Origin of the sequence: Pseudomonas sp. (assembly GCF_048269965.1) — a bacterium.
GTDB lineage: Bacteria > Pseudomonadota > Gammaproteobacteria > Pseudomonadales > Pseudomonadaceae > Aquipseudomonas.
The window spans coordinates 354,130-380,622 of record NZ_JBLWTV010000002.1; the positions used below are offsets into that span (position 1 = coordinate 354,130).

At 64.5% G+C, this 26,493-nt stretch carries 30 protein-coding genes; 19 read left to right on the forward strand and 11 right to left on the reverse strand.

Annotated features, from left to right (window positions below):
* Position 1: 1 nt before the first annotated feature.
* Positions 2–127, reverse strand: a complete 126-nt coding sequence (lptM, locus tag ACN0X6_RS03900; RefSeq protein ID WP_017361215.1) for an LPS translocon maturation chaperone LptM — start codon at positions 125–127, stop codon at positions 2–4.
* 169 nt (positions 128–296) lie between these two features.
* Between lptM and ACN0X6_RS03905 the strand changes: the two genes are divergently transcribed.
* The 4 genes from ACN0X6_RS03905 (at position 297) to rnk (ending at position 2,592) form a co-directional block, all read left to right on the forward strand.
* A complete protein-coding gene (locus ACN0X6_RS03905; protein ID WP_417702251.1) occupies positions 297–1,334 on the forward strand; it encodes an AraC family transcriptional regulator in 1,038 nt (345 codons plus the stop codon).
* A gap of 68 nt (positions 1,335–1,402) precedes the next feature.
* The gene (gene cyaY / locus ACN0X6_RS03910; RefSeq protein WP_017678304.1) at positions 1,403–1,735 is read left to right on the forward strand and encodes an iron donor protein CyaY; all 333 of its coding nucleotides are present in this window, start codon (positions 1,403–1,405) and stop codon (positions 1,733–1,735) included.
* On the forward strand, positions 1,725–1,922 hold the full coding sequence (locus ACN0X6_RS03915; protein ID WP_417702253.1) for a DUF1289 domain-containing protein: 198 nt from the start codon (positions 1,725–1,727) through the stop codon (positions 1,920–1,922). Before cyaY ends, ACN0X6_RS03915 begins: the two co-directional genes overlap by 11 nt.
* A 262-nt stretch (positions 1,923–2,184) precedes the next feature.
* Positions 2,185–2,592: a nucleoside diphosphate kinase regulator gene (rnk, locus tag ACN0X6_RS03920; RefSeq protein WP_160016850.1), complete on the forward strand. Its 408-nt coding sequence runs from the start codon at positions 2,185–2,187 to the stop codon at positions 2,590–2,592.
* Positions 2,593–2,711: 119 nt separating this feature from the next.
* Here the strand turns inward: rnk and ACN0X6_RS03925 are convergent, their stop codons facing one another.
* The 8 genes from ACN0X6_RS03925 to argH form a co-directional block, all read right to left on the reverse strand.
* Positions 2,712–5,570 carry a class I adenylate cyclase gene (locus ACN0X6_RS03925; RefSeq protein WP_417702256.1) on the reverse strand — a complete coding sequence of 953 codons (2,859 nt, stop codon included), beginning with the start codon at positions 5,568–5,570 and terminating at the stop codon, positions 2,712–2,714.
* Positions 5,571–5,689: 119 nt separating this feature from the next.
* Positions 5,690–5,944, reverse strand: a complete 255-nt coding sequence (locus tag ACN0X6_RS03930; protein ID WP_100548426.1) for a TIGR02647 family protein — start codon at positions 5,942–5,944, stop codon at positions 5,690–5,692.
* Positions 5,941–6,753, reverse strand: a complete 813-nt coding sequence (locus ACN0X6_RS03935) for a substrate-binding periplasmic protein (protein ID WP_417702258.1) — start codon at positions 6,751–6,753, stop codon at positions 5,941–5,943. Before ACN0X6_RS03935 ends, ACN0X6_RS03930 begins: the two co-directional genes overlap by 4 nt.
* A gap of 86 nt (positions 6,754–6,839) precedes the next feature.
* The gene (locus ACN0X6_RS03940) at positions 6,840–7,124 is read right to left on the reverse strand and encodes a hypothetical protein (protein ID WP_417702260.1); all 285 of its coding nucleotides are present in this window, start codon (positions 7,122–7,124) and stop codon (positions 6,840–6,842) included.
* A gap of 26 nt (positions 7,125–7,150) precedes the next feature.
* Positions 7,151–7,903, reverse strand: a complete 753-nt coding sequence (locus ACN0X6_RS03945; protein ID WP_417702262.1) for an endo alpha-1,4 polygalactosaminidase — start codon at positions 7,901–7,903, stop codon at positions 7,151–7,153.
* Between the two features lie 71 nt (positions 7,904–7,974).
* Positions 7,975–8,454, reverse strand: coding sequence for a GNAT family N-acetyltransferase (locus tag ACN0X6_RS03950; RefSeq protein WP_417702264.1), 480 nt, complete (start codon positions 8,452–8,454; stop codon positions 7,975–7,977).
* Positions 8,455–8,476: 22 nt separating this feature from the next.
* On the reverse strand, positions 8,477–8,707 hold the full coding sequence (locus ACN0X6_RS03955; RefSeq protein WP_417702266.1) for a hypothetical protein: 231 nt from the start codon (positions 8,705–8,707) through the stop codon (positions 8,477–8,479).
* Between the two features lie 37 nt (positions 8,708–8,744).
* Positions 8,745–10,139 carry an argininosuccinate lyase gene (argH, locus tag ACN0X6_RS03960; protein WP_417702268.1) on the reverse strand — a complete coding sequence of 465 codons (1,395 nt, stop codon included), beginning with the start codon at positions 10,137–10,139 and terminating at the stop codon, positions 8,745–8,747.
* Positions 10,140–10,371: 232 nt separating this feature from the next.
* Between argH and ACN0X6_RS03965 the strand changes: the two genes are divergently transcribed.
* The 8 genes from ACN0X6_RS03965 (at position 10,372) to rsd (ending at position 17,736) form a co-directional block, all read left to right on the forward strand.
* Positions 10,372–11,454 (forward strand): sensor histidine kinase, encoded by a 1,083-nt coding sequence (locus ACN0X6_RS03965; protein WP_417702270.1) that lies wholly within the window; start codon positions 10,372–10,374, stop codon positions 11,452–11,454.
* On the forward strand, positions 11,451–12,197 hold the full coding sequence (locus tag ACN0X6_RS03970) for a LytR/AlgR family response regulator transcription factor (RefSeq protein WP_417702272.1): 747 nt from the start codon (positions 11,451–11,453) through the stop codon (positions 12,195–12,197). The genes ACN0X6_RS03965 and ACN0X6_RS03970 overlap by 4 nt, the downstream gene beginning before the upstream one ends.
* A gap of 93 nt (positions 12,198–12,290) precedes the next feature.
* Positions 12,291–13,229, forward strand: a complete 939-nt coding sequence (gene hemC / locus ACN0X6_RS03975) for a hydroxymethylbilane synthase (protein WP_417702274.1) — start codon at positions 12,291–12,293, stop codon at positions 13,227–13,229.
* The gene (locus ACN0X6_RS03980) at positions 13,226–13,993 is read left to right on the forward strand and encodes a uroporphyrinogen-III synthase (RefSeq protein WP_417702276.1); all 768 of its coding nucleotides are present in this window, start codon (positions 13,226–13,228) and stop codon (positions 13,991–13,993) included. Before hemC ends, ACN0X6_RS03980 begins: the two co-directional genes overlap by 4 nt.
* A gap of 12 nt (positions 13,994–14,005) precedes the next feature.
* Positions 14,006–15,139 carry a uroporphyrinogen-III C-methyltransferase gene (locus tag ACN0X6_RS03985; protein WP_417702278.1) on the forward strand — a complete coding sequence of 378 codons (1,134 nt, stop codon included), beginning with the start codon at positions 14,006–14,008 and terminating at the stop codon, positions 15,137–15,139.
* Positions 15,136–16,383 (forward strand): heme biosynthesis HemY N-terminal domain-containing protein, encoded by a 1,248-nt coding sequence (locus ACN0X6_RS03990; RefSeq protein WP_417702280.1) that lies wholly within the window; start codon positions 15,136–15,138, stop codon positions 16,381–16,383. The genes ACN0X6_RS03985 and ACN0X6_RS03990 overlap by 4 nt, the downstream gene beginning before the upstream one ends.
* A 151-nt stretch (positions 16,384–16,534) precedes the next feature.
* Entirely contained in the window at positions 16,535–17,026 is a 492-nt protein-coding gene (locus ACN0X6_RS03995) for a disulfide bond formation protein B (protein ID WP_417702282.1), read from the forward strand.
* Between the two features lie 236 nt (positions 17,027–17,262).
* Entirely contained in the window at positions 17,263–17,736 is a 474-nt protein-coding gene (gene rsd, locus ACN0X6_RS04000; protein WP_417702284.1) for a sigma D regulator, read from the forward strand.
* Between the two features lie 198 nt (positions 17,737–17,934).
* Here rsd and ACN0X6_RS04005 read toward each other — a convergent pair whose 3' ends face one another.
* Positions 17,935–18,582: an FKBP-type peptidyl-prolyl cis-trans isomerase gene (locus ACN0X6_RS04005; protein WP_417702286.1), complete on the reverse strand. Its 648-nt coding sequence runs from the start codon at positions 18,580–18,582 to the stop codon at positions 17,935–17,937.
* Positions 18,583–18,718: 136 nt separating this feature from the next.
* On the opposite strand from ACN0X6_RS04005, the gene ACN0X6_RS04010 reads away from it, so the two are divergent.
* Positions 18,719–19,678 carry an AlgP family protein gene (locus tag ACN0X6_RS04010; protein ID WP_417702288.1) on the forward strand — a complete coding sequence of 320 codons (960 nt, stop codon included), beginning with the start codon at positions 18,719–18,721 and terminating at the stop codon, positions 19,676–19,678.
* Here the strand turns inward: ACN0X6_RS04010 and ACN0X6_RS04015 are convergent.
* A complete protein-coding gene (locus ACN0X6_RS04015; RefSeq protein WP_417702290.1) occupies positions 19,675–20,118 on the reverse strand; it encodes a TIGR02444 family protein in 444 nt (147 codons plus the stop codon). The genes ACN0X6_RS04010 and ACN0X6_RS04015 overlap by 4 nt on opposite strands.
* A gap of 38 nt (positions 20,119–20,156) precedes the next feature.
* Between ACN0X6_RS04015 and abc-f the strand changes: the two genes are divergently transcribed.
* From abc-f to ACN0X6_RS04045, 6 genes are all read left to right on the forward strand, one after another.
* Positions 20,157–22,070, forward strand: coding sequence for a ribosomal protection-like ABC-F family protein (gene abc-f, locus ACN0X6_RS04020; RefSeq protein ID WP_417702292.1), 1,914 nt, complete (start codon positions 20,157–20,159; stop codon positions 22,068–22,070).
* The gene (locus ACN0X6_RS04025) at positions 22,070–22,609 is read left to right on the forward strand and encodes a mechanosensitive ion channel domain-containing protein (RefSeq protein WP_417702294.1); all 540 of its coding nucleotides are present in this window, start codon (positions 22,070–22,072) and stop codon (positions 22,607–22,609) included. Before abc-f ends, ACN0X6_RS04025 begins: the two co-directional genes overlap by 1 nt.
* A 76-nt stretch (positions 22,610–22,685) precedes the next feature.
* Positions 22,686–23,318, forward strand: a complete 633-nt coding sequence (locus tag ACN0X6_RS04030) for a LysE family transporter (RefSeq protein WP_417702296.1) — start codon at positions 22,686–22,688, stop codon at positions 23,316–23,318.
* A gap of 250 nt (positions 23,319–23,568) precedes the next feature.
* Positions 23,569–25,458 (forward strand): FTR1 family protein, encoded by a 1,890-nt coding sequence (locus ACN0X6_RS04035; protein ID WP_417702298.1) that lies wholly within the window; start codon positions 23,569–23,571, stop codon positions 25,456–25,458.
* A 127-nt stretch (positions 25,459–25,585) separates the two neighbouring features.
* Positions 25,586–25,921 (forward strand): enhanced serine sensitivity protein SseB C-terminal domain-containing protein, encoded by a 336-nt coding sequence (locus ACN0X6_RS04040; RefSeq protein ID WP_160016830.1) that lies wholly within the window; start codon positions 25,586–25,588, stop codon positions 25,919–25,921.
* Between the two features lie 51 nt (positions 25,922–25,972).
* Positions 25,973–26,422, forward strand: a complete 450-nt coding sequence (locus ACN0X6_RS04045; protein WP_074677875.1) for a YaiI/YqxD family protein — start codon at positions 25,973–25,975, stop codon at positions 26,420–26,422.
* Positions 26,423–26,493 lie beyond the last annotated feature (71 nt).

A 26,493-nucleotide genomic window follows, 5' to 3' on the forward strand; every position in this document is an offset into this window, starting at 1 on the left:
GTCAGAGTTCGAAACGGTCTCGGCTGTTGCCGGCGTTGTCGTCGCCCGGCAGGTACAGCGGGCCTTTCTGACCGCAGCCGGCCAGCAGGCAAACGGCGGCGAGGAGCGCGAGGGTCAGTCGCTTCATGGGGCAGTCCTTGAAATAAGCGTGAATTGCGCCGGAGTATACCGACCCCCTGCCCCCTTGCCTATGCGCCCGGCGCCCGCCTGGCGGGGCGCTGGCTCGATTTGCCTGCGCCTGCCGAAGGCATTCGTGGCGGCTTGGGTTAGCATGCGGCGAGCAACGAGGAGCCCCGATGGACAATCCCGCTATTCTGGCCGGCTCGGTCTCTGTGGCCTACCTGCAAGGCCTGGTCGAACACCTGCAGCGCCAGGGGTTCGCCCCCGAGGCCTTGCTTGCCCATGCCCAGCTCGGCCCTGAAGTCCTGAGCCAGCGCGATCAGCGCATCGCGGCGAGTGCTTACCTGGCGCTGCTGGGCGAAGGCGTGCGCCTGACCGGCGATCAGTGTCTGGGCCTGCATCTGGGGGAGTCGGTGCGACCGGGTTACTACGGCGTGCTCGGCTACCTGATCATGAGCTGTGCGACTCTGGCCGACGCGCTGCACCGCCAGGCACGCTATGCCTCGCTGGTCGGCAATCTGGGGCGGGTCGTGCTCGATGATGAGCCCGCTCGGCCCGGCAGCGAGCCGCTGGTCGCCCACAGCTGGCAGCCCTTGCTGGCACAGCAGCAGAGGCAACTGAGTGAAGAAACCCTGGCCGGTTGGGTCAGTTTCGGGCGCTGGATCAGTGGGTTGGATATCGCGCCGAGCGAGGTGCGCTTCCAGCATCCGGCGCCAGCGGACACGTCGGAGCATGCGCGCGTCTTTCGCTGTCCGGTGCTGTTCGAGCAGCCCGACAATGCCCTGATCTTTCCCAGGCGTTTGCTCGCGGCGCCACTGAACCAGGCCGACGCTCAGGTGCGTGGCATGCTCGATGCCTATGCTGATCGCCTGCTGGCCGAACTCAACCAGGGCAACAGCGTGCTCGATCGCGCGCGCCTGGAACTGGCGCGCCAGTTGCCGGAACAGGGGCCTGATCTGGAGGCCATTGCCGCTACCCTGGCGCTGAGCCCCAGGACCCTGCAGCGGCGCTTGCGCGAGGGTGGGCTGTCGTTCAGCCAGTTGGTCGATGAAACCCGCCAGCAACTGGTGTTGCACTACCTGCGTGACCCCGCGCTGGAGCTGGCAGAAATCGCCTTTCTGGTCGGCTTCAGCGAGTCGGGTTCGTTGGCGCGTGCATTTCGTCGCTGGACGGGAACGAGTCCGGGCGAGTACCGTCGCCACCTTTACGCCTAGGCCGCTACTCTGGTCTTGCGTTTTCGCCTAATTTTTCTGCAGTCGCTGCATCTTCTGAGGACACCCCGATGAGCCTGAGCGAAGCCCGCTTTCACGACCTGGTCGATGCCACCCAGCAGGCGGTGGAGGACATCTTCGACGACAGCGGTCTGGACGTCGATCTGGAAAACAGCGCCGGTGTGCTCACGGTGCGTTTCGACAATGGCAGCCAGCTGATCTTCAGCCGTCAGGAGCCGATTCGCCAGCTGTGGCTGGCGGCGCGTTCCGGTGGCTTCCACTTCGACTACGACGAGGCCGACGGCCGCTGGATCTGCGATACCAGCGACGAGCAGCTGGGTGAAATGCTGGTGCGCATCACCCTCGAGCAATCGGGCGCCGAGCTGGAGTTCGATGAGCTCTGACCCCGCGCTCAAGCCGCTGGATTCGCCGTGTCGGCGCCAGTGTTGCCTCGACGAGCATGAGCAGTGCCTCGGTTGCGGTCGTACCCTGCAGGAGATTCTCGACTGGGGCGCAGCCGATAACGCGCGGCGGCGCCTGATCTGCCAGGCCGCCGAGCAGCGGTTGCGCGAACGCCAGCAGAGGCACTGACCACGCAGTCTTGTTTATTTGTCCGGCTGTGTTAGGGTCGACAGAACATCCAGCTCAACCCCGCCTTCCAGACCGCGTGAAAGCTACTGCGCTCGGCCATGCGGCGTTAAAAAACGGCTCAAAATGCTCATTTACCCCAAGTAAACTGCGCTTTTTCGCCATTTTTCGCCTTGCCTGACCTTCGCTCGCTACGCTTTCACTCGGCCTGTTTCGGGCGGGGTTTTGCTTTTTTACGGTTTACGCAAGGAGTCCGCCCGGCATCATGAACAGCACAACGACCATCACCATTACTCGCCTCGATCTGCAGCGTCTGGAGCGCCTGCTCGACAGCCTGGACGAGTTCGGCCCTGGCGCGGCAGCGCTGCAGGCCGAGCTGGATCGTGCCGAAGTGGTGGGGCACGACGAGGTGCCGGCCGGTGTGGTGACCATGAACTCGCGCGTGCACTGCCGCGAGGAGAGCAGCGGCAAGGACTATCACCTGACCCTGGTCTACCCGCAGGATGCCGGCGGCGAAGGCAAGGTCAGCATCCTCGCGCCAGTCGGCAGCGCCTTGCTCGGTCTGTCCGTCGGTCAGCATATCGATTGGCCGGCGCCAGGCGGCAAGCAGCTCAAGCTGACCCTGCTGGCCGTCGAGTACCAGCCGGAAGCAGCGGGCGAATACGACCGCTAGCAGGCGTTTTCACGGGAACCTGCTGTAGGGCGGGTGCAACCCGCCAGGGCACCAATGGTGGGTTGACCGGTCCTGCGGTGCTGCCTCGCGGGCAACTGCAGAACATTCATGTCGCGAGACTAGGCCTGCTGCAACGCCGCGTTCAGCGCATTCTCCAGCTCGCCCTTGTAGCGCAGGTAGTGCACGGTCTGCGCCTGTTGTCCGGCCAGCAGGGCGGACAGATCCAGGTCGGTGATGTAGCAGGGATAGCGCTCGCCGCCGGCACGCTGGGCAAGGATGTGCTGCGCCACGGCGCGATACAGCTCGCGGCCGTACTCCAGCTCGGAGAACTCTCGATGGTTGCAGTACAGCGTGACATGGCGCTGACGACCGTCGCCTGGCTCGACGATGGCCTGCACGTCGTAGAACGGATGGCTGACCTGCGCCTCGGGCGCCGGTCTGCGCTCGAGGCGCTGAGCGCGCAATGGCGCCGCTGGCAGCAGTTGGTAGTAGAGAATTTCCAGGGGCGGCTCGTTGTCGGCGCCATCGAGCGGCAGCATGGCATTGCGCCGATACAGCAATGACTGCAGGAAGCGATGGATCGGTGTCAGCAGACTCTGCTCATCACGAAATGGCAGGCGCCGACGCCAGAGCGCATTGCGTTCATCGAGCAGGGTCAGCTCCGCTTCGCCGCTGGTTTCGTGCAGGCGGTAGAACGCCTGGATGCACTGCGGGCGGCCCATGGGCAGGATCAGCGCGAGGTCATCGCCATCGAGGGCATGGCGGTCCAGATGCAGGGGGCTGTAAAGCTCCTGCTCGGCGCCGAGGTGCTCCAGCAGTGCCGGCAGATCACCCAGCGCCGCGTGACTGACCTGGCCGGGTGTCAGCTGCAACACGTGGTAATGCTGGCGTACCTGCACCAGATAGCGTGACTGGCGACCTTCGGCATAGGTGTCGAGCAGGTCGCGCAGCAGCTCGTCGACGCGTTCTGCGATCGGTTGCGCACGATTACGGCAGTAGCAGCGCACCTGTACCTGAGGTTGCGGGCCGTTGATCGGCAAGCTGTTGAGCAGGTCGCGCAGGCAGTCGAGCAGAGCATCGGTGCCGTCATGGCGGCTGACCTGCAGTTCGTTCCAGCTGTTGAGCACCACCTGATCGAGGGTCAGTACCAGGTTCTCGCGTACCCCTGAATAGCCCAGCGCATCGGTGCGCCCGGTGGTCATGTGTACGTTCATCTGGCTGTGCTGCCTGAGCGGGTCGACCCCGACATTGACCAGCAACAGCACCTGGCTGGGGATGCTGGCGCGCAGCAGGGCGGCTTCTTCGACACTGGGCTGCGGCAAGGGGAAGCTTTGTTGCAGGCTGCCGATCAGGTTGGACAGTTCGAAATCGGTCAGGTCGCTGCTGCCCGGATGCAGCGACAGGCGCGTGCTGCTGTCGATGACGCCATTGCGATGGCACCAGGCGAGCAGTTCGATCAGTTCGCGCGAACGCTTGAGCGGGGCGAAGTCGCTCCACTCCTGAGCGCCCAGGCTGCCGTTGAACAGCGCCCACTGGTATTCGTTGGGTGCTTCGGGGCTAGGATGCTGGACCAGGGTCAGGGTGTCTTCGGCCAGGTCCGGGGCGATGCCGGGGTTGATGTACTCCACCTTGCCGGCCTTGCGTTCGAAGGCGGCATACAGGCGCCGGCCCAGCACGTTGAGGTCACGGTTGTTCAGCGAGCTGCCGGTCTCGGCACTGCGGGCGAACTGCGAGAGAAAGCGGTAGCTGTAGGTCAGCTCGTTGACCAGCACGCGGCGCTCGGCGGCGACCTGGCGCACCTTCCACTGGCTGCGACTGTCGAGCACGTTGAGCTGGCGGCTCTGCCAGCCCCATTCTGCCGTCAGGCGCTCGAGCAGCAGGCGCTGCCAGCTCTTGGCGCGGCCGCGCGTCGGTGGACGGCTGATCTTCTTGTTGACCTTCAGGTACAGGCAGCGACGAATCAGCTCCAGCCGTTCCTGATCGCCGCGCGCGCTCAGATACTCTTCCAGGCGACGGTAGACGACGACGTAGGGGTCGAGTTCGTCGAGGTCCAGGCGGCCTTCGAACACCGCCCGCTTGAAGCGCAGCGCCAGGCACTCGACCTTGGGATGCTCGCTGGCGTAGACCTCGGTGAGCAAGAGTTTGAGTACCGACTTGTAGGGCGACTCGATGCCCTTGTACAGCTGCCACATGCCGGCGCCGATGAACTCTTCCGGTGGAATATGCGCCAGGTTGCCGAGGTCGAGCACGTCCTCGGCACGTACGAAGCGTTTGCTCAGCAGGGTGCGGCAGTAGTCGTGGTAGCGCGCTTCCTCGTAGACCGGCACCAGCCACCAGAGTGGGGTACGACCGCCGAGCCAGATGGCCGTGCGGTAGAACTCGTCGAGCAGCAGATAATGCTGGGTGGTGCCGCAGTCGTCGGAGGTCAGTTGCGCCTCGCGCGCGCCCTGGGTGAAGCGCTGCGGGTCGACCAGAAAGACATGCACCTCGGCGCCCTGGGTGGCAGCCCAGCTCTCCAGCTGATCGCACTTCTTGCGCAGGTCCTGCAGTTCCTGCGCCGTGAGGTCGGGCGAATGGCACAGCCACAGGTCCATATCGCTCTGTTCGGCCTGCGCCACGGTACCCAGGCTGCCCATCAGGAACAGTCCATGCAGCGGCGCTGCGCCCTGGCCACGGCGCGGTTTATAAACGAAGGAGCGGGTCAGACGCTGGACTTCAGCGAGGCTGGCATCATCCGGCTCGAAGCCGCTGAGGCCGGCCGGCGTGCTGGCCGAAACATAGCCGGGCAGCAGTGGATGATTGACGTGCAGCAGCAGCGGCAACAGCTTGAGGACCAGTTGCTGGCGCGTGGACAGCGCCTCCATGGCCCGCTGCAAACGGCCCTGATTGATCTGCAGAAAGCGCGCGCGCAGTTGCGCCAGCACCTTGCGGTCGATGCCGTCATCGATATCGGGGCGTATTTCCAGGGTGCGCGTCATGCTCGAACTCTACTGCAGATGCGGCAAGCCTATCAGCGGTAGGCTCACCAGTGCAGTGCATTTGACGCTATATCGCCCGCTGCGCCTTTCCCTGAAGGGCGGCCAGCGGGCGGTTCGGATCAAGCGGAGGTGGTCTGACGGGCCGAGAGAATGGTCAACAGGGCTTGCGCATGCTCGGCGGCATCGATGCCCAGGCTGGTCAGGTAGCCGCCGTCGGCCTGGCTCACCAGGCCTTTTTCGTGAAGGCGGGTGATGGCGCCTTGCGCCTTGAATGAGGCGTTGTTGTGCACCTTTAGCCCCTCCTGATGATTGTCCAGGTTGTACAGGGCGAGGATTTCCAGCTCGTCGATCAGGTCAGCGGTGAATGACTTCATGGTGACTCCGTCTTGTTGTTATGGCGCTCTTGCAGTGTAGAGCCATGTACCGAGCTCTGCCCATCGCTGAGCTGCCAGTGGGCGAGAATGCGGTGGTAGGTGCCATCCTGCCTGATGCGCCGCATGCCGGCATCGAAGTCTCGCAGCAAGGCGGCAGCCTTTGGGTGGTGGCGGGAGAAGGTCAAATAGAGTTGCGGGCGATGCACTCTGGTCAGCGCCTTGAATTGGCCGGCCAGTTCCGGGTTGTCGCGCAGCAGTGCGTCGGTGGTGCCGCGAAAGGCGATGACGTAGTCCACGCGGTCGCGCTGCAGCATGCGAAAACCATTGATATCGCGTCGCACCGCAATGCGCTGGATATCCGCATAGCTGTCGAAGTACTCGCCGTAGGTATAACCGATGGTGACTGCCACACGTTTGCCGCGGATGGCGTCCAGATCATCCACTGGCGCATCCTCCGCACGGCCCCAGAGCAGAATGTCGTCGCTGAACAGCATCTCCTGCGGCAGCAGGAACTCCGCGCGGATGTGCGCGTCAGGCGTTGTGTTGAAGCAGCCTGCCAGGCTGCCTGAGCGCGCCAGTTCCATGCAGCGCGAATAGGGGTAGGGCGCCAGCTCGACGGACGTTTCGCTGGCACTGAACGCCGCGCGGACGATGTCTGCCGACATGCCCTCGATCCTGTCATCGCGCAGAGCGGTGTAGGGGTACCAGTCATCCTCGGCACCAATGCGCGGCGTTTCGGCCCGAGCAATGCACGCGCCGCCCAGGCAGAGCGTGAAGACAAGCAGAGCTCGAGTCGACTGACAGGCCATCGAAGACGGTACCTTCCTGGTCGGAGTTGGCACTGACAGTAGCAATCTGCTTGCCAGTCCGGCTATTGGCCTGGATCAATCCTTGCTCAGTTTTCTTCCGGCAGATTCGGCAGCTCCGGCAGTGCGCGCAAAGCCTGCTCATACCAGGCGCCATCGAAGGGGCGGTCTTCGCGCAGCATGGCGTCGACTTCATGAGCCAGGACCAGCGCCATCAGCTCGAGGATCTCCTCGCGCTCGTAACCGACCAGCGTCAGCTTGTTGTAAACCGCCTTGGCGGCAGCGGGCTCGCCGCTTTCCAACTGGTTTTCGATGGCCTGAATCAGGGTGGCTTCGGCGAAGTCTTCGTCTTCTTGCTCGTTGTTTTGGCTCATGGTTTCTCTCGTGCTTTGCAGCAGGCTCAGTCGCAGGGTACACCGACGCCCTTGAGGCTGACTTTGAAGAATTGCAGGCGAAAGCCGGAGTTCGCGGCTCGACTGCAAAGATTCGTATTGAGGGTGCGGTATTCGGCGATGAAGATCGGTTTGCCCTGGCTGCGCATGTGACTGTAACCCTCGCATTCGTTGTAGCGATAGCAGCTCTCGTTGATGGCAAAGTCGAAGTGCTCGCCGAGCTCCGGCAGCAGTTCCACGGCATTCTTCAGGCCGATGCTCAGGTCGCGGTTGTGCGCCTCGCTGGCCAGCCAACGATTGAAGTCTATCTGCTCGGCTTGCGTCAGACCCAGGCCATTGTCATTGCTGTAGCCATCCACGTTGTCCGGATCGACAGCGTCGCAGCCCTTGTCGACGGCCAGGTCCAGACGTTTGCCGAGCAGTTGGCGTACATCGTCACGGCGATAGTCGAGCCAGCGCTCGCCAGGCCAGTCAGGCAATGCTTTGCCCAGCGCCGCCGTGGGGTAGGCCTGAGCGTCGCTGCGCCAATCCTCCCAGGTGCCCGCGCTGAAATAGCAGATGACGATACGGCCGCCCGCCTTGAGGTTGGTGATGGTTTGCCTGGGCGTGTCGTACAGGTCGATGTCATAGACCAGGCGATTGGGTGTTTGCAGTTTGCCATCGAGCTGCATGTGCCAGGATGCATTGACGGGAATGGTGACCGGTGTCGCTGCCGTCAGTGCCGGGGCGATAACGCTGAGCAGTGCAAGGAGAGTGCGCATGATGGTCCAGGGCAGGTGGAGGTGTAATTACCTTAGGCCAGAGGTGTGGCCCCAGCCAGACGCTGGCTTGCTCAGCCTGCGGCGAAGTCCAGCAAGGCCTGGCCGGCCAGGCGATAGGTCGTCCATTCACTCTGCGGGCGGGCGCCGAAGGACTCGTAGAAGTCGATGGCCGGAGTGTTCCAGTCCAGCACCGACCACTCGAAGCGGCCACAGCCTCTTTCCACGGCCCGTTGTGCCAGGTGGCGCAGCAGCGCCTTGCCGGCGCCCAGTCCGCGAGCCTCCGGGCTGACGTAGAGGTCTTCCAGGTACAGACCGTGCTTGCCCAGCCAGGTGGAGTAATTGAAGAAGTACACGGCATAGCCGATGGGCTGGCCGTCGTTCTCGCAGATCAGGCCGTGGGCGGTGCTGCCTTCGGCGAACAGGCTGTCGCGGATGCCGGCCGCGTCGGTCTTCACCTCGTGCTCGGCCTTTTCGTAGATGGCCAGCTCGGTGATGAAGCGCAGGATCAGCTCGGCGTCGTCAGGGGTGGCGGGGCGGATGGTGAGGGGCATGTGCTTCTCTCGTGTCAAAGGTTCAGCTGTAGGTCGCGGTCAGCCATGCCAGCGGTAATCCCACCAGGCAAAAGAAACCGAACGCTGCGACCCAGGCAGTGCGTGAGCCCATGGGGTCGCCCACGCGCAGTGGCAGGTTTGGGTAGCGGCCCAGCGTCAGCAGTCGCAGTACCAGCCAGCCGGTGAGGTAAAGGACGTAGTTGACTACGATCTCGAGGAATATCGCCAAACCGTGCAGCAACAATTCGAACATGGGAATTCCTTTTCCCTGCTGGTTCCTGAGGAGTCGCTCAGCGCGCGGCCAGCAATCCCCGACCACGCACCACGGCGGCACGCACCTGATTCGGCGCGGTGCCACCGATATGGTCGCGAGCGCCGACCGAGCCTTCCAGGGTCAGCACGGCGAATACGTCGTCACCGATCTGGTCGCTGAATTGGCGCAGCTCGTCCAGGCTCATTTCGGCCAGGTCCTTGCCGCTGTCGACGCCGTACTTCACGGCATGGCCAACGATCTCGTGGCAGTCGCGGAAGGGCAGGCCCTTGCGCACCAGGTAGTCGGCCAGGTCAGTGGCGGTGGAGAAGCCGCGCAGCGCGGCTTCACGCATGATTTCGCGCTTGGGCTTGATCGCCGGGACCATGTCGGCGAAGGCGCGCAGGCTGTCGCGCAGGGTGTCGGCGGCGTCGAACAGCGGTTCCTTGTCTTCCTGGTTGTCCTTGTTGTAGGCCAGCGGCTGGCCTTTCATCAGGGTCAGCAGGCCGGTCAGGGCGCCGAACACGCGGCCGGTCTTGCCGCGCACCAGTTCGGGCACGTCGGGGTTCTTCTTCTGCGGCATGATCGAGCTGCCGGTGCAGAAACGATCCGGCAGGTCGATGAACTGGAACTGGGCGCTGGTCCACAGCACCAGCTCTTCGGAGAAGCGCGACAGGTGCATCATCGCCAGCGAAGCGGCGGCGCAGAATTCGATGGCGAAGTCGCGATCCGATACGCCGTCCAGCGAGTTGCCGCCAACCGCATCGAAACCCAGCAACTCAGCAGTGATTTCACGCTGGATCGGGTAGGTGGTGCCGGCCAGCGCCGCCGAGCCCAGTGGCATGCGGTTGGTGCGCTTGCGGCAGTCGACCAGGCGCTCGTAATCGCGCGAAAGCATCTCGAACCAGGCCAGCAGGTGATGGCCGAAGGTCACCGGCTGCGCAGTCTGCAGGTGGGTGAAACCCGGCATGATGGTGTCCGCTTCGGCTTCGGCCAGGCCCAGCAGGCCCTGCTGCAGGCGGGTGATTTCGGCGAGGATGACGTCGATTTCGTCACGCAGCCACAGGCGGATATCGGTGGCCACCTGGTCGTTGCGCGAGCGGCCGGTGTGCAGTTTCTTGCCCGTGACGCCGATGCGGTCGGTCAGGCGTGCCTCGATGTTCATGTGCACGTCTTCCAGGTCGACGCGCCAGTCGAACTGGCCGGCTTCGATCTCGCCCTGAATCTGCTTGAGCCCATCGATGATGGCGTCACGCTCGGCATCGGTGAGCACGCCGACCTTGGCCAGCATGCTGGCGTGGGCGATGGAACCCATGATGTCGTGGCGATACAGGCGCTTGTCGAATTCGACCGAGGCGGTGAAGCGGGCGACGAAGGCGTCGACAGGCTCGCTGAAGCGGCCGCCCCAGGATTGGTTGGTTTTTTCGCTGCTCATGATTTGGGCTCTGGATCGGGCAAGCCGCATCGGCGGCCAGCATGGCGGACAAAGTGCGTCGATAATAACAGGGTCGGCAGGCGTTTCACCGGGCCGCGTTCGCCGTTGGGCGTAGGATGGCGTTGTCGGTTGCTTCACAATTTTGCCCTGAAGGTGGCATTTCAGTGCTTTATTTTGTCCGGCTGGAGCCGTCTGGCTTGCCGGCTTGCAAGGCGACAAGGAAACTGCGTCGATGCACACACAATCCTCTGCCAAGAAAAGATACAACGCCGCTATCGACGACTTCTTCGTCCCGGAACTGTGCCAGCCAGAAGCGCTGCTGAGCATGGTGTTGCTGGCCGAGTTGCTGGTACTGGTGCTGGTGCTCGCCGAGCCGATGACCCCGGGTTTCGACTGGGTACGCCTGGCCCTGACTTCACTGTTCGTGCAGTGGATCGTGCTGCTGTCGGCTGCTGTGCTGTGTCGATTGCGGCCCTTGCTGGCGCGCCTGCGGCCGGCGCTGGCTGGCGGTCTGTGCTGTGCGCTGGTGGTGCTGCTGACCCTGAGTTGTACGGCCGTGGCCGACTATTACGAGCTGGGCGGGCCGCTACCGCGCAATGGTGAAGTGAATCTTTATCTGCGTCATGCGTTGATCAGCCTGATCATGTCCGCACTGCTGCTACGCTATTTCTATCTGCAGAGCCAATGGCGTCGGCAGGAACAGGCCGAGCTGCGTGCGCGGATCGAATCGTTGCAGGCGCGGATTCGACCGCACTTTTTGTTCAACAGCCTCAACAGCATCGCCAGCCTGGTCACGCTCGATCCTTACAAGGCCGAGCAGGCGGTGCTGGACCTGTCAGATCTGTTTCGCGCCAGCCTGGCCAAACCTGGCACGCTGGTGCCGTGGAAGGAGGAACTGGAACTGGCGAAACGATATCTGTCGATCGAGCACTATCGGCTCGGCGAGCGACTACAGTTGCAGTGGGAGGTAGAAGGTGTGCCGGAGGATCTGCCGATTCCCCAGCTGACCCTGCAGCCTCTGTTGGAGAATGCGCTGATCTATGGCATCGCGCCGCGTATCGAAGGTGGCCTGGTGCGGGTCGAAGCGGATTACCAGGAAGGTGTGTTCAGCTTGTGTGTCAGCAATCCGTATGAAGAGCGGGGCGAGCAGCACCCGTCACGGGGAACGCACCAAGCGCTGAGTAATATCGATGCGCGCCTGGCGGCACTTTTTGGGCCGCGCGCGAGTCTCAGCGTGGAGCGCCGTGACGGCCGTCATTACAGCTGTCTACGCTATCCTTGTGCGAGACTCACGCAGGAAGCCAGAGCAATATGAATGTCCTGATCGTCGATGACGAACCCCTTGCCCGCGAGCGCCTGAGCCGCATGGTCGGTGAGCTCGAGGGTTACCGGGTCCTGGAACCCGCCGCCAGCAATGGCGAGGAAGCCCTGACCCTGATCGATAGCCTCAAGCCGGATGTGGTCTTGCTGGATATCCGCATGCCCGGTCTCGACGGCCTGCAGGTCGCTGCCAAATTGTGCGAGCGCGAAGCGCCGCCCGCGGTGATCTTTTGCACGGCCCATGATGAATTCGCCGTGGAAGCCTTCCAGGTCAGCGCGGTGGGCTATCTGGTCAAGCCCGTGCGCCCCGAGAGCCTGAGCGAAGCGCTGAAAAAGGCCGAGCGACCCAATCGTGTGCAACTGGCCGCTCTGACTCGTCCCGCAGCGGAGACTGGCGGCGGCCCGCGTACCCATATCAGCGCGCGTACTCGCAAGGGCATCGAGCTGATTCCACTGGATCACGTGGTCTACTTCATCGCCGACCACAAATACGTCACCCTGCGTCACGAAGGCGGCGAAGTGCTGCTGGATGAGCCGTTGAAGGCGCTGGAAGACGAGTTCGGTGACCGCTTCGTACGCATCCACCGCAATGCGCTGGTGGCGCGCGAGCGCATCGAGCGCCTGCAGCGCACCCCGCTCGGACACTTTCAACTCTTCCTCAAAGGTCTGGACGGCGATTCGCTGGTGGTCAGCCGCCGCCATGTGGCTGGTGTGCGTAAACTGATGCAGGCTCTATAACAGGGCGCCGGCTGCGGCCTATGGCCGCCTCCTTCAGCCGGCGTCGGGCGAGCCTGTTATGATTCGCGGCAATCGGTTTTCTGGAATTGCCTCATGTCCCGCGAAATTCGCATCGCCACCCGTAAGAGCGCCCTGGCCCTGTGGCAGGCCGAGCATGTCAAAGCCCGTCTGGAGCAGGCTCACCCAGGCCTGAAGGTCAGTCTGGTGCCCATGGTCAGCCGCGGCGACAAGCTGCTCGACGCGCCGCTGGCGAAGATCGGCGGCAAGGGGCTGTTCGTCAAGGAGCTGGAAACCGCACTGCTGGAAAACGAGGCCGACATTGCCGTGCACTCGATGAAGGACGTGCCGATGGACTTTCCCGAAGGGCTGGGTCTGTACTGCATCTGCGAGCGTGAAGACCCGCGCGACGCCTTCGTCTCCAACACCTATGCCAGCCTCGATGCGTTGCCGCCCGGCAGCGTGGTCGGTACTTCCAGTCTGCGCCGTCAGGCTCAATTGTTGGCGCGCCGGCCTGACCTGAAAATCCGCTTCCTGCGTGGCAACGTCAATACCCGCCTGGCCAAGCTCGATGCCGGCGAGTACGACGCGATCATCCTCGCCGCTGCCGGCCTGATCCGTCTGGGGTTCGAGGAGCGTATCCGCAGCTCGATCAGCGCCGAGGACAGCCTGCCTGCCGGTGGCCAGGGCGCCGTGGGCATCGAGTGCCGCAGTGCCGACAGCGACGTGCATGCCTTGCTGGCGCCGTTGCACCACCGTGAAACCGCACTGCGGGTGACCGCCGAGCGTGCGCTGAACAAGCATCTCAACGGCGGCTGCCAGGTCCCCATCGCCTGCTACGCCCTGCTCGAAGATGACCAGCTGTGGCTGCGCGGCCTGGTCGGCCAGCCTGACGGGGGCCTGTTGCTGCGCGCCGAAGACCGCGCCGCCAGTAGCGATGCCGAAGCCCTGGGTGTGCGTGTCGCCGAGGCGCTGCTGGCGCAAGGGGCCGATGCCATTCTCCAGGCCGTCTACGGTGAGGCCGGTCACCCTTGAGCGCATGGCGCCTGTTGCTGACCCGTCCTGCCGAGGACTGTGCGGCGCTGGCGCAGACCCTGGCCGCGCAGGGGATCGCAAGCCACTGCATGCCGCTGCTGGCCATCGAGACGCTGGACGAGACACCCGAACAACGCAACGCCTTTGCCGAGCTGCAACGCTACTGCGCGGTGATCGTGGTCAGCAAGCCGGCAGCCCGGATTGGCCTGCAGCTCCTGGCCCGGCATGGGGCGCCGACGCCTGATCTGCCCTGGTTCAGTGTCGGCGCCGCCACCGCCGCCGTGCTCGCCGAGCAAGGCTTGTGCGTGCATTTTCCAGACTCGGGCGATGACAGCGAAGCGTTGCTCGCTCTGCCTGCGCTGCAGCAGGCCATTGCGGCTTCTGCGCCGCGCGTGCTGATCCTGCGTGGCGAGGGTGGCCGAGAATTACTCGCCGAATGCTTGCGCGGCCAAGGCGTGACGGTCGACTATCTGCCACTGTATCGCCGCGTGCTGCCGCAGTACGCGCCGGGCGAGCTGAGCCGACAGGTGCAAGCGGAACGCCTGAACGGCCTGGTTGTCAGCAGTGGGCAGGGGTTCGAGCATCTGCTGCAGCTGGCCGGCGATGACTGGCCGGCGTTGGCTCGGCTACCCTTGTTCGTACCCAGCCCGCGTGTTGCCGAACAGGCTCGCGCTGCGGGTGCACAGATCGTTGTGGACTGTCGCGGCGCCAGTGCCGCGGCCTTGCAGGCAGCTTTGGAGCAGTTTCCGGCTGCCGCCCTCTAAAAGGACGGATACGTGAGCGAAGCATCCACCCCGAACACGCCAGAAGAAAAACCGGCCAACGAAGCCGTGAAACCCACACCGACACCGCCACCGGTGAAGGCACCACGCAGTGGCGGTGGCAGCGGCCTTGCCGCGTTCGCCCTGCTGATCGGTCTGGCAGGTGCCGGGGCAGGTGGCTGGAGCCTCTGGCAATTGCATGAGATGCAGAGCCGGGACCAGCAGCAGGCCGAAGACCTGCAGCGCACCCGCGACGACAGCGCGAAGAAAGTGGACGAATTGGCTCAGCGCCTCGATTCGCGCCTGTCCGCCCTGCCCAGTGCGGCTGAACTGGACGAGCGTCGCCGCCTGCTGGCCAACCTGCAGAGCGATCAGCAGCGCATGAGTCAGCGCCTGGAAAGCGTCCTCGATGGCAGTCGCCAGGATTGGCGCCTGGATGAGGCTGAACACCTGCTGCGATTGGCCACCTTGCGATTGTCCGCGCTGCAGGATGTCGCCAGCGCCGAAGCGCTGGTGCTGGCCGCCGATGAAATTCTCCGCGAGCAGGACGATCCTGCTGCCTTCGCCGCGCGCGAGCAGCTCAGTCGCAGTCTCGAGGCCCTGCGCACCACGGCGCGCCCGGATCGCGTCGGTCTGTTCCTGCAGCTGGGTGCCCTGCGTGAGCAGGCGGCAACGCTCAATCCCCTGGCGCCGACCTTCGAAGGGCAGGGCGACGTGCTCTCCGATCTGGCAGCCGAAGGCGACGGCAGTGCCTGGTGGAGCGAGTGGGCCAAGAAGCTTTCCGACTACTTCCGTATCGAGTTCGACGCCGATCGCAACGTGCGTCCGTTGCTGTCCGGGCAAAGCCTGTCGCAGGTGCGCCTGAGTCTGTCGCTGGCGCTGGAACAGGCGCAATGGGCTGCGCTGCATGGTCAGACCGGTGTGTACAAGCAGTCGCTGAAGCAGGCCGAGGAAATCCTCGACGCCCACTTCAACCTGGACAACCCTGACAGCCGTGCGCTGCGCCAGCGCTTCGGCGAGCTGGCCGACGCCAGCATCGAGGTCAAGGTGCCAGATCTGAGCGAGTCGCTCGATGCGCTGCAGGCCTACCTGCAACGCAAACAGGCGCAACGCCGGCAGGGGGCCGCGGCGGCCGAGGAGGCGCAATGAGACGCCTGATCTGGCTTCTGTTACTGCTGGCCGTCGCCGCCGGGCTGTATCTGCTCAGTCTGGCCATCGAGGCTGATCGCGGTTATGTGCTGTTCGCCTACAGGAGCTTTCGCTACCAGTCCGGCCTGTGGGCCTTCCTTGGCTTGCTGGTGGTCGTGGTGCTGCTGTACTACCTGATCAAGTGGACACTGCGTCTGTTGCTCAGCTCGACACGGCTGGCCAACCCCTGGTCGCGGCTGCATCGCAACCGTCGTGTGCGCCTGGCTTCCGAGCAGGGCATGCTCGATCTGGCCGAAGGTCGCTGGGCGCGTGCCCAGCGCCAGCTGACCCGTGCCGCCGAAGCCGACAGTCGGCCGTTGATGTACTACCTTGGCGCTGCTCGTGCCGCCAGCAAGCTTGGCGATCACGAGCAGAGCGACGCATTGCTCGAGCGCGCACTGAACAAGCAACCCCAGGCCGAGCTGGCGATTGCCCTGACCCACGCCGAGCTGCAACGCAAGCGTGGCGACACGGATGCGGCGCTGCAGACCCTGCAGGTCATGCGTGAGCGTCACCCGGGGCATCATCTGGTGCTGCGTCAGCTGCAGCGCCTGTATCTGCAGCGCCAGGACTGGTCGGCGCTGCTTGGCTTGCTGCCCGAGTTGCGCAAGGAAAAGGCGCTGCCCGCGGCAGAGCTCGATGAGTTGGAGCGCGAGACCTGGCGTGGCCGCCTGGCCGCTGCCGGCCTGGCTGGCCAGGGCCATGGCGAAACCGCGCTGCAGCCGCTGACGCAAGCCTGGCAGCAACTTTCCGCGCCGCTGCGTCAGGAGCCTGAGCTGATCGCCACCTATGTCGAGCAACTGCGTCGACTGGGTGCGCAGGAAGAAGCCGAGGAGGTTCTGCGTAGCGCGCTCAAGCGCGGTTACGACAGCCGTCTGGCGCGCTTTTACGGTGTGCTGCGTGGCGCCGACCCGGCGCGCCAGCTGCAAACGGCCGAACTCTGGCTCAAGCAGCATCCGCAGGACCCAGCCTTGTTGCTGAGCCTGGGCCGCCTGTGCCTGCAGAACCAGTTGTGGGGCAAGGCGCGTGATTATTTCGAGACCAGTCTGAAAATCGAGCGCCACCCGGAGACCTGCGCAGAGCTGGCGCGTCTGCTGGCGCAACTGGGCGAGTTGGAACGCAGCAATCAGCTGTTGCTGGAGAGTCTCGGCCTGTTGCATCAGGGCTTGCCGTCGCTGCCGCAACCGCAGGGCGTGACAGCCTGAATGGATGCGGCTGATTGCCGCAGCGGGCTCGCCGTGCGGACGGAGGGGCGTTCGGGCATGATGAACAGCTTGCTCTGAGCCATGGGGCGCCTTGAAAGGCGCCCTCGCTTTACTCTACCGTACTGCCCTCGATTTCCCTCCCGGAGCCACCATGCACTTGGCCAGCCCGCGTCCCTTGTTTTTCCTGGCATTCATCGGCTGCGTACTGCTGATGGCGGTTGCCCTTTACCTGGAACATGTCGTCGGGCTGGAGCCCTGCCCGATGTGCGTGTTGCAGCGCATCTGCGTCATTCTGTTCGGCGTGGTCTGCCTGATCGCTGCGATCCATGGTCCCGGTAGTCTCGGCCGCCGCATCTACGCCGTGCTGGCCCTGCTGTTCGCCGGTGCTGGCGCCGCTACCGCCGGCCGGCAGATCTGGCTGCAAAGCGTGCCGGCCGATCAGCTCGAAGCTTGCCTGCCCAGCCTCGAGTTCATGATGGAAGCCCTACCGATGCAGGACATTGTGCGTCTGGTGTTCCAGGGTAGCGCTGACTGTGCCGAGGTCAACTGGACGCTGTTCGGCATGAGCATCCCTGAGTGGAGCCTGCTCGGTTTCATCGGCATGCTCGGTTTCTGCCTGTTCCAGCTACTGCGTCGCAATTGAGAATGCGAATTGCACGAAGCCACGTGGGTCGTGGCTTCGAGATTAAACGCTCGTATGAAACTTTCTCGCAGCGATGCCTTGATGGTGGGTGCCCACGGGCATAATCTGGCTCGCACGCACCGCCGGAAAAATGCCATTTCGCGGTTGCCTTCCCAAGGCCAAGCACCCATTGACAGAAAAACGTCTCGGGAGCGGACGTATAACAGGCATTATCGATAAGGGAAGCGAGGTTCATCATGCTTGAGAGTTGCCAGAACGCACAGGAACGTTGGGGTGGGGTTCACCAGTTGATCGACCGTTGGCTGGGTGAACGCCGCGAACTTGTGCTGGCTTACAGCGCCCTTACCAAGGCGCCGCAGGCGCCAGCCATCAACGGTGAGTCTCTGCAGGGGTTCTGCGAGTTGCTGGTGGACTACGTGTCTGCTGGTCACTTCGAGGTCTACGAGCAACTGACCAACGAGGCCAAGGCCTTCAATGATCAGCGTGGTCTGGAACTGGCCAAGCAGATCTACCCGCGCATCGAAGCCATTACGGCGGTCGCGCTGGCCTTCAACGATCACTGCGACAATGGCGATTGCCGCGACAGTACGTCGCTGGTGGCGGAGCTCAATCATCTGGGGCAGTTGCTGCACGAGCGCTTCGAACTGGAAGACTGCCTGATCGAAGTGCTGCACAACGCGCATCAGGAACAGGCCGCCGAAGCGCTCTGAGCCCGTGTTGGCAATGGCCCGGAGCACTGCGGGCCGTCAGGTTGATGCCAGTCGGCTAAGCGTCGACGCATCAAGTTTGCAGGAGCGGCGCCGCGCTGCCAATCAGTGCGGCACGCACTTGAAAAGCTTCGCCCCGAGGCGGGGCTCCTGTGCAGGGCCGCGTTTTGTCGGATCGGCCTCAGGCCAGCAGGCTGGTCTTCAGTCGGCCACGTCGAGCAGGCGCAGGTCGAACACCAGTGGCGCATAGGGTGGTATCAGGTCACCCGCGCCTTCCTCCCCGTAAGCCTGATCCGATGGGATCACCAGGCGCCAGTGAGCGCCTTTGGGCATTTGCAGCAGCGCGCTGCGCCAGCCGCCGATCAGACTGTCCAGACGAAACCACTGCGGTGTGCTGCTCTCGTCGAAGACGCTGCCGTCCGCCAGTTCGCCTCGGTAGCTCACCTGCACGCGGCTGCGAGCGGTGGGTGTGGGACCGCTGCCAGGGCTGAGCTCGGTCACCAGCACGCCGTTGGCCAGTGCCCGCACGTCAGGGCGGCGACCTTGCTCGGCGAGAAAACGCTGCTGCGCCTCGATGGCCTTGCTGTGGCGCTGTGGTGAGGCTTCGATACGCGCTTCGTGCTCGTCGAGCAGTTGCTCGATCCGGCTGGCGTCGAGTCGCAGGGGCTTGCCCTCGTAGGCCTGGCGCAAGCCTTCGAGCAAGTCGCTCAGCGGCAGATCTGGCACCTCGTCGTGCAGGCGCTCGCCAAGGCGCACGCCGAGACTGTAGGCCAGATCCTGCTGGTGCTGGTCGGCCTGCACGCCCAGGCTGCAACAGATGGCGAGGGCGGCTAGTACGGCGCGGCTCATGACGATGTCTCCCGATCAAGATGCTGCCGATTATGCCAGGCGAGCAGTGCCTTTGCTGTCATGGCCAAAAGGCCTATGGCGAGCCCTCGCGGCTGCGTCTAGTATGGTCGCGTTCACATCCGCCTGGAGGCGCGCCATGTCGGCCAAGAAGAAGTCCATCACTACCCCGTTGCACCTGTTGCACCAACTGTCTGCCAGCCTGCTCGATCACCTGGAAAATGCCTGCTCGCAAGCACTGATCGACGCCGAGAAGCTGCTCGCCAAGCTGGAGAAACAGCGCGGCAAGGCTCAGGAAAAACTGCACAAGGCTCGCAGCAAACTGCAGGACGCCGCTGTTGCCGGCAAGGCCAAGGCGCAGGCCAAGGCCAAGGATGCTGTCGCCGAGCTGGAGGAGCTGCTCGATGCGCTCAAGGCCCGTCAGAGCGAAACCCGCACCTACATCGCCCAGCTCAAGCGCGACGCTCAGGAAAGCCTGAAGCTGGCGCAGGGTGTTGGCAAAGTGAAGGAAGCGGCCGGCAAGGCGCTGGATGTGCGTGAAGCGAAAGCCGCTGCTCCAGCCGTCAAACCGACCAGCAAACCGGTCGCGGCGAAGAAGCCTGCTGCTGCCAAGGCACCAGTGAAGCAAGCCCCGGCCAAGCCGGCTGCCGCCAAACCGGCGAGCAAAACCGTCGCCAAGCCAGTAGCGAAGCCTGTGGCAACCAGCAAACCTGCGGCCAAACCAGCTGCCAGCAAGGCCGTTGCGGCAAAACCCGCTGCGCCGAAAGCTGCTGCCAAACCCGCAGCAGCCAAGCCCGCCGCCAAACCGGCAGCCAAGCCTGCTGCGGCAAAAGCACCGGCCAAGCCCGCAGCGGCCAGTAAACCTGCGGCCAAGCCCGCTGTTAAGCCAGCTGCCAAGGCTGCGCCTGCGAAACCCGCGAGCAAACCTGCGAGCAAGCCGGCTGTAGTGAAGAAGCCAGCCGCTGCGAAGGCGCCGGCGAAGAAGGCTCCGACCAAGCCGGCAGCGGCCAAGCCGGCCGCCGCAGCGGTTGCTCCGGCAGCCCCTGCTGCTGCGACGACCAATGGCGCCACCGCCCCGGGTACTCCGAGCGCGTCCTAAGGGTGCTCAACGGCGCCGCGCAGCACCTGCAGCGCGGCGCTGTTCCCTCCAGCCAGGCGCACCAGCCAATCCTTGTCGCCTGCCTCGTCTGGCCAGTTTTCGGCCAGCGCCTGCAAGCGTTCGAGCAATACCCGCTCGGCCTGCAGCTCCAGTTTCTTGATCTGCTCGCGCAAGGCTGCGAGTTCCGCATCCTGGCTTGCGGCCGCACGCCAGTTGCGGCGTGTCTGACGCAAGGGCGCGACCACCTCGCGTTGCCAGGGGCCGGCCAATGCCTGCAGTGCTTGCAGGCGTTCATCCAGGCAGCGCACGCCACGCCGCTGCAACCAGGCGCCGGTCAGCAGCAGGCAAACGTCGTTACCCGCTTCCTGCAACTCCAGGCAGGCCTGTTCCACGCCTGCTCTGGCGTAGAGTTCGAGGGCGAAATTCCACAGATCCTGCACGCGGCCTCCGGGGCGATTTGGTAGACTCCGCCGCCATTATGATCCGACTCCAGAACCTCACTCTACAGCGTGGCCCGCAGCGTCTTCTCGACGGCGCCGAGCTGACCCTGCACGCCGGCCACAAGGCCGGCCTGATCGGTGCCAATGGCGCCGGCAAATCCAGCCTATTCGCCCTGTTGCGCGGAGAGCTGACACCTGATGCCGGCGATTGCCTGCTGCCCGGTGACTGGCGCATCGCCCATATGCGCCAGGAGGTCGATACCCTCGATCGGCTGGCGGTGGATTACGTGCTCGACGGCGATCACAACCTGCGCCGCGTGCAGACCGAACTGGCTGCCGCCGAGCAGGCGCATGATGGCGCCGCCATCGCCCGCCTGCACAGCGAGCTGGACAGCGCCGATGGCTATACCGCCGATGCCCGCGCGCGCAAGCTGCTGGCCGGCCTGGGTTTCGAGAATGCGCAGATGGACCGCCGTGTCGGCGACTTCTCCGGCGGTTGGCGCATGCGCCTGAACCTGGCCCAGGCGCTGATGTGCCCGTCCGACCTGTTGCTGCTGGATGAACCGACCAACCACCTGGATCTGGATGCGATTCTCTGGCTGGAAGGTTGGCTGCAAAGCTACCCCGGCACCCTGTTGCTGATCTCCCACGACCGCGATTTTCTCGATGCCGTGGTCGATCACGTCGCCCATGTCGAGCAGCGCAAGCTGACGCTGTACCGTGGTGGCTATACGGCCTTCGAGCGTACCCGTGCCGAGCGTCTGGCCCAGCAGCAACAGGCCTACGAGAAGCAGCAGGCGCAACGCGCCCACATGGAAAAATACATCGCCCGCTTCAAGGCCCAGGCCACCAAGGCGCGTCAGGCACAGAGCCGGATCAAGGCCCTGGAACGCATGGAGGAGCTGAGCGCGGCGCATGTCGACTCGCCGTTCGACTTCGTCTTCCGCGAGGCCGAGAAGATCTCCACGCCACTGCTCAGCCTCAGCGAAGGTCGCCTCGGTTATGGCGACAAGACCGTATTGCAGCAGGTCAAGCTGAGCCTGGTGCCGGGCGCGCGCATCGGCCTGCTCGGCCCCAACGGCGCGGGCAAGTCGACGCTGATCAAGAACCTCTCGGCCGAACTGCAGCCGCTGAGCGGCAGCCTGACCCGTGGCGAGAACCTGGTGATCGGCTATTTCGCCCAGCATCAACTCGATGCGCTGGACGACAAGGCCAGCCCGCTGCTGCACCTGCAGCGTCTGGCACCGAGCGAGCGCGAGCAGACCTTGCGCGACTTCCTTGGTGGCTTCGACTTCCGTGGCCCGCGTTGCGACGAGCCGGTGGTGAATTTCTCCGGTGGCGAGAAGGCGCGTCTGGCCCTGGCGCTGATCGCCTGGGGCAAGCCCAATCTGCTGCTGCTCGACGAACCGACCAACCACCTGGATCTGGAGATGCGCCTGGCGCTGACCATGGCCCTTCAGGAGTTCGCGGGCGCCGTAGTGGTGGTCTCGCACGATCGCCATCTGCTCAAGAGCACCACCGACGAGTTCCTGCTGGTTGCTGAAGGGCGCGTGGTGCCGTTCGACGGCGACCTCGATGACTATGCGCGCTGGCTGGTCGACTACCGTCAGCGCCAGGCAACGCCCAGCGCACCGGCCGAAGGCGCGGCGGACAAGACCGACAAGCGCGCCCAGCGCCAGGCTGCCGCCACGCTGCGCCAGCAACTGGCGCCGCACAGGAAGCAGGCCGACAAGCTCGAACAGGAGCTGGGCAAGGTGCAGGAAAAGCTCGCCGCCGTGGAAGCCCAACTGGGCGACAGCGGTCTGTACGAGTCCGCGCGCAAGGACGAACTGCGCCAGCGTCTGGCTGAACAGGCGCAGCTCAAGGCCCGCGAGGCCGAACTGGAGGAGGCCTGGCTGGTGGCGCTGGAAACCCTGGAGGCATTGCAGCAGCAACTGGAGGAAGCCGAGTAATGGAACAGCTTGAACTGTTGGCGGCCTGGCGCGACCCGCTGATTCGTAGCGGCCAGGTGTTGCTGATCATCCTGCTGGCCTGGCTCGCCCAGCGCATTCTTACCCGCGCCATCAGTCGCCTTGGGGCGCGCTACAGCCTGTTGCCGGCCGAAGTGCTGCAGCCGCTGCGGGGTCTGGTGCGCTGGCTGATCATGGGCAGCGCGCTGCTCATGGTGCTGGAGCGCCTGGGGGTTTCGGCGACGGTGTTGTGGACGGCGCTGACCGGTTTCACCGCTGTCGCCGCGGTGGCGTTCTTCGCCATCTGGAGCGTGCTGTCGAACATGTTCTGCGCGCTGCTGATTTTCACCATGGGGCCGTTTCGCCTGGGGGATACCGTCGAGGTCATCGAAAGCGCCGACAAGCCGGGCGTGAAAGGGAAGGTGATCTCCATCAACCTGTTCTACACCACCCTGCAGGATCTCAGTGAGGAGGCTGTCGGCGCCGTGTTGCAGGTGCCCAACAGCCTGTTCTTCCAGAAGTCGGTGCGCCGCTGGCGCTGACCGGCTGGTCGAGGCGCTGGAGCAGGAGTAGGCTGTGCTGCTATTCCCCTGAATTCAGCTTCTCGAGGTACGCATCATGGCATTGGAAACCTGGCTCGCTTTCTTCGTCGCCTGCTGGGTGATCAGCCTGTCGCCGGGTGCCGGTGCCGTGGCCTCGATGTCTGCCGGTATGCAGTACGGCTTCTTGCGCGGTTACTGGAACGCGCTCGGCTTGCAGCTCGGTCTGGCGTTGCAGATCGCCATCGTCGCTGCGGGCGTGGGCGCCATTCTTGCCACCTCGGCCCTGGCCTTCAGCCTGATCAAGTGGTTCGGCGTGGCCTATCTGGTGTTCCTCGCTTACAAGCAGTGGGTCGCGTTGCCCAGCGACCTGGATACTGGCACGGCCGAGCGTCCTATCGGCCGCCCGCTGGCTCTGGTGTTGCGCGGCTTTCTGGTCAACTTCAGCAACCCCAAGGCCATCGTCTTCATGCTCGCGGTGCTGCCGCAGTTCATCGATCCGCATGCGCCGCTGGTGGCGCAGTATCTGGTGATGGGCGTGACCATGATCATCGTGGATCTGATCGTCATGGCCGGCTACACGGGCCTCGCCTCGCGCGTCCTGCGCCTGCTGCGCACTCCCCGCCAGCAGCGGGTGATGAATCGCAGTTTTGCCGCGCTGTTCGCCGCCGCTGCGGGCTTGCTGGCGACCGTCAAGCGCGCGGCAGTCTGAGTCTCGTTCGCTATCGTTGAACGCTGGCCGATGGCCTTTGCCAGGGATGTCGTGAAACAGTCATTCATCGTCACTCCCGCAAAGGCGGGAGTCCGGGTGCTTCGCAGGTTCTGGATGTCCGTCCGTGCGGGCAGGGTGGTCTTTGAGGTGCTGTTCAGCTGATTGTTACCAAATATTTCATATTCTCCTTGTGCTTGATCGTTAGGCCGGCAACAATTTAATGTCACCCATTCTCGTTTGGGATGCATTGATGATCCGCTTTCGTTTCCCCCTTTCCTGGCTGATGCTGCCGTTGCTGGCCTGCCTCAGCTTTCTCGCCGTTGGCGAGCCTCTCGAGGGTGCCGTACAGGCACTGCACCTGATCGGATACATCGGCGCTGATTACCCGGCCACCGTCGCGGGCGGCCAGGTCGTCGATGCTGGCGAATACCAGGAACAACTGGAATTTCTCGATGTGCTGCAGGGCCTGATCGTCGCCTTGCCCGCTCAGGCCGGCCGCGCCGAGCTGGAGCAGGGCGCTGCCAATCTGCGTCAGGCGATTGCCCAGCGCCAGCCGGGCGAGGAGGTTGCTGGCGCCGCGCGCAAGCTGGGCTCACGCCTGGCCGAGCTTTATCAGGTGGCGCAGAGCCCGGTGCTGACACCGGACCCGGAACGTGGTGCGCCGCTCTACGCTCAGCACTGCTCGGTGTGCCATGGCGATATCGGCCTGGGTGACGGGCCTGCCGGCATCGGCCTGGAGCCAGCGCCAGCGAATCTGCGTGATGCCGCACGTCTGGATCGACTGAGCCTCTTTGATCTCTACAACACCCTCGGCCTGGGCGTCGACGGTACCGATATGCCGGCCTTCGCCGATCAGCTCGACGAGCGTCAACGCTGGGACCTGGCCGTCTACATCGCCGGTTTCACTGCAGCGCCGGCGCAGGGCCAGACACGCTTCGCCATGAGCGAGCTGGCCGGCCGCACGCCTGCCGAAATCGCTGCTGACGGTGGCGATGTCGCCGCGTTCCGCGCGCTGCGCGCGCATCCGCTGCTGGAGCAGCGCGGCCCGCAGCAACTGATCGGTTACACCCGTGAAACCCTGGAGCGCAGCCTGCAGGCCTATCGCGAGGGTGATCACGAGCAGGCCTATGACCTTTCCGTCGGTGCCTACCTGGAGGGCTTCGAGCTGGTCGAAGGCGCCCTCGACAACCTCGATGCCCTGCAGCGCAAGACCACCGAGCGCGCCCTGATGGCCTATCGGCAGGCGCTGCAGGATGGCGCGAGCGTTGCGCAGGCTGCCCAGGTACTGGAGCAGGCCAAGGTCGAGCTGGACAAGGCCGCTGCGCTGCTGGCCGATGGCGCGATGGACGACAGTCTGAGCTTCTTCGCCAGCCTGCTGATTCTGCTGCGCGAGGGGCTCGAGGCGATTCTGGTGCTGGCAGCGATTCTCGCCTTCCTGCGCAATACCGGACAGCAGCAGGCGGTACGCAGTGTGCACATCGGCTGGGGCCTGGCACTGCTCGCCGGTGTCGCGACCTGGGCGGTGGCGGCCTACCTGATCGACATCAGCGGTGCTCAGCGCGAGCTGCTCGAAGGCGCCACGGCGCTGTTCGCCAGTGTGGTGCTGCTGTGGGTCGGTGTGTGGATGCATGACCGTCGCCACGCCGCCGCCTGGCAGGACTACATCAAAAGCAGCCTGGTCGGTGGCGGTGGTCGTTTTGGCTTCGCTGTGCTGGCGTTCTTCTCGGTGTATCGCGAACTGTTCGAAGTCATCCTGTTCTACGAAACCCTCTGGCTGCAGGCCGGCCCTGCTGGGCATGGCGCGGTGCTGGCTGGCGCCGCCGCCGCACTGGTGCTGTTGATCGGCCTGGCCTGGGTGATTCTGCGTGGCTCGCGCCAACTGCCGTTGGCGACCTTCTTCGGCGTCAATGCGCTGCTGCTGTGCGTGCTCTCCGTGGTCTTCGCCGGCCATGGCGTGGCTGCGCTGCAGGAGGCTGGCGTGCTCGGCACGAGGCCGGTGGCCTTCTTCGAGTTCGACTGGCTGGGCATTCATGCCGACGCCTGGAGCCTGTCGGCTCAGGGCCTGGCGCTGGCCGGCATCGCGTTGCTGTATGGGCGTAGCCTGCTGGGGGAGCGTCGGCGCATGGCCGAGCAGGCCTAGGCAACCGAATCAGGCATGCACGAGGGTGAGCTTTGCCCGCCCTCGTTGCGTCATAGCGTGAACCGCCGCTACGACAGCGGGTCTCAGTGCACCTAGGCTGCTTCCAATCCCTTTGCCGAGTGCGCGCATGTCTTCCTCGATCCACTCCACTCATTACGCCGACAGCCCCGATCTGGCGCTGGCTGTATTGCGTCACCCCGCCCTGGAGCAGGCACTTTCAGCGGCCTGTGCCCAACTTGCTGTACGTGAGGCCTTTCTCGCTGCGTTGCGCGATCCGGCCATCGGCCCGCAGCCGCGACTGCTGTTGGCAATTTCCGGCGCCGACATGAGTGGCCAGCGTCGCCTGGCGGCATTGGTCGCCGAGCTGCTGCCGGACGAGGTGGAGCTGGATCTGATCGAATTGGCCGAGGACAATCTGTCGCGCGCCGTGCGTGAGCGCTGCGAGCCGTTCTACCAGGCCTGAGCCAGCGCCTGCTGGCATACTGGGCGCTGGTTTCTCTGCGGAAGTTGCTGCATGCGCGTATGGATCGACGCCGACGCCTGCCCACGGGCGGCGCGGGATCAGGTGGTCAAGTTCGCCCTCAAGCGGGGTTTCGAGGTGGTGCTGGTCGCCGGCCAGGCCGTCGCCCGGCCGAATTTCGCCTGCGTGAAACTGATCGTGGTGCCCAGCGGGCCGGATGCCGCCGATGATCATCTGGTGGAGCATGCGCTGCCCGGCGAGCTGGTGATCTGCAGCGACGTGCCGCTGGCCGACCGCCTGGTGAAGAAGGGCGTTGCCGCGCTCGACCCGCGTGGTCGCGAGTTCGACGAGCGCAACATGGGCGAGCGCCTGGCGGTGCGTAACCTGTTCACCGACCTGCGCGAGCAGGGCCAGGTGGGCGGTGGTCAGGCGCCGTACTCGGAAAAGGACCGGCAGGCGTTCGCCAATGCGCTGGACCGGATTCTCACGCGGCTGAGTCGATAGCTGCCCCGGATTGCATCCGGGCTTGGGGCGTATGGCAAACCCATTTTCAGCGTTGTAGCCCGGATGCAATC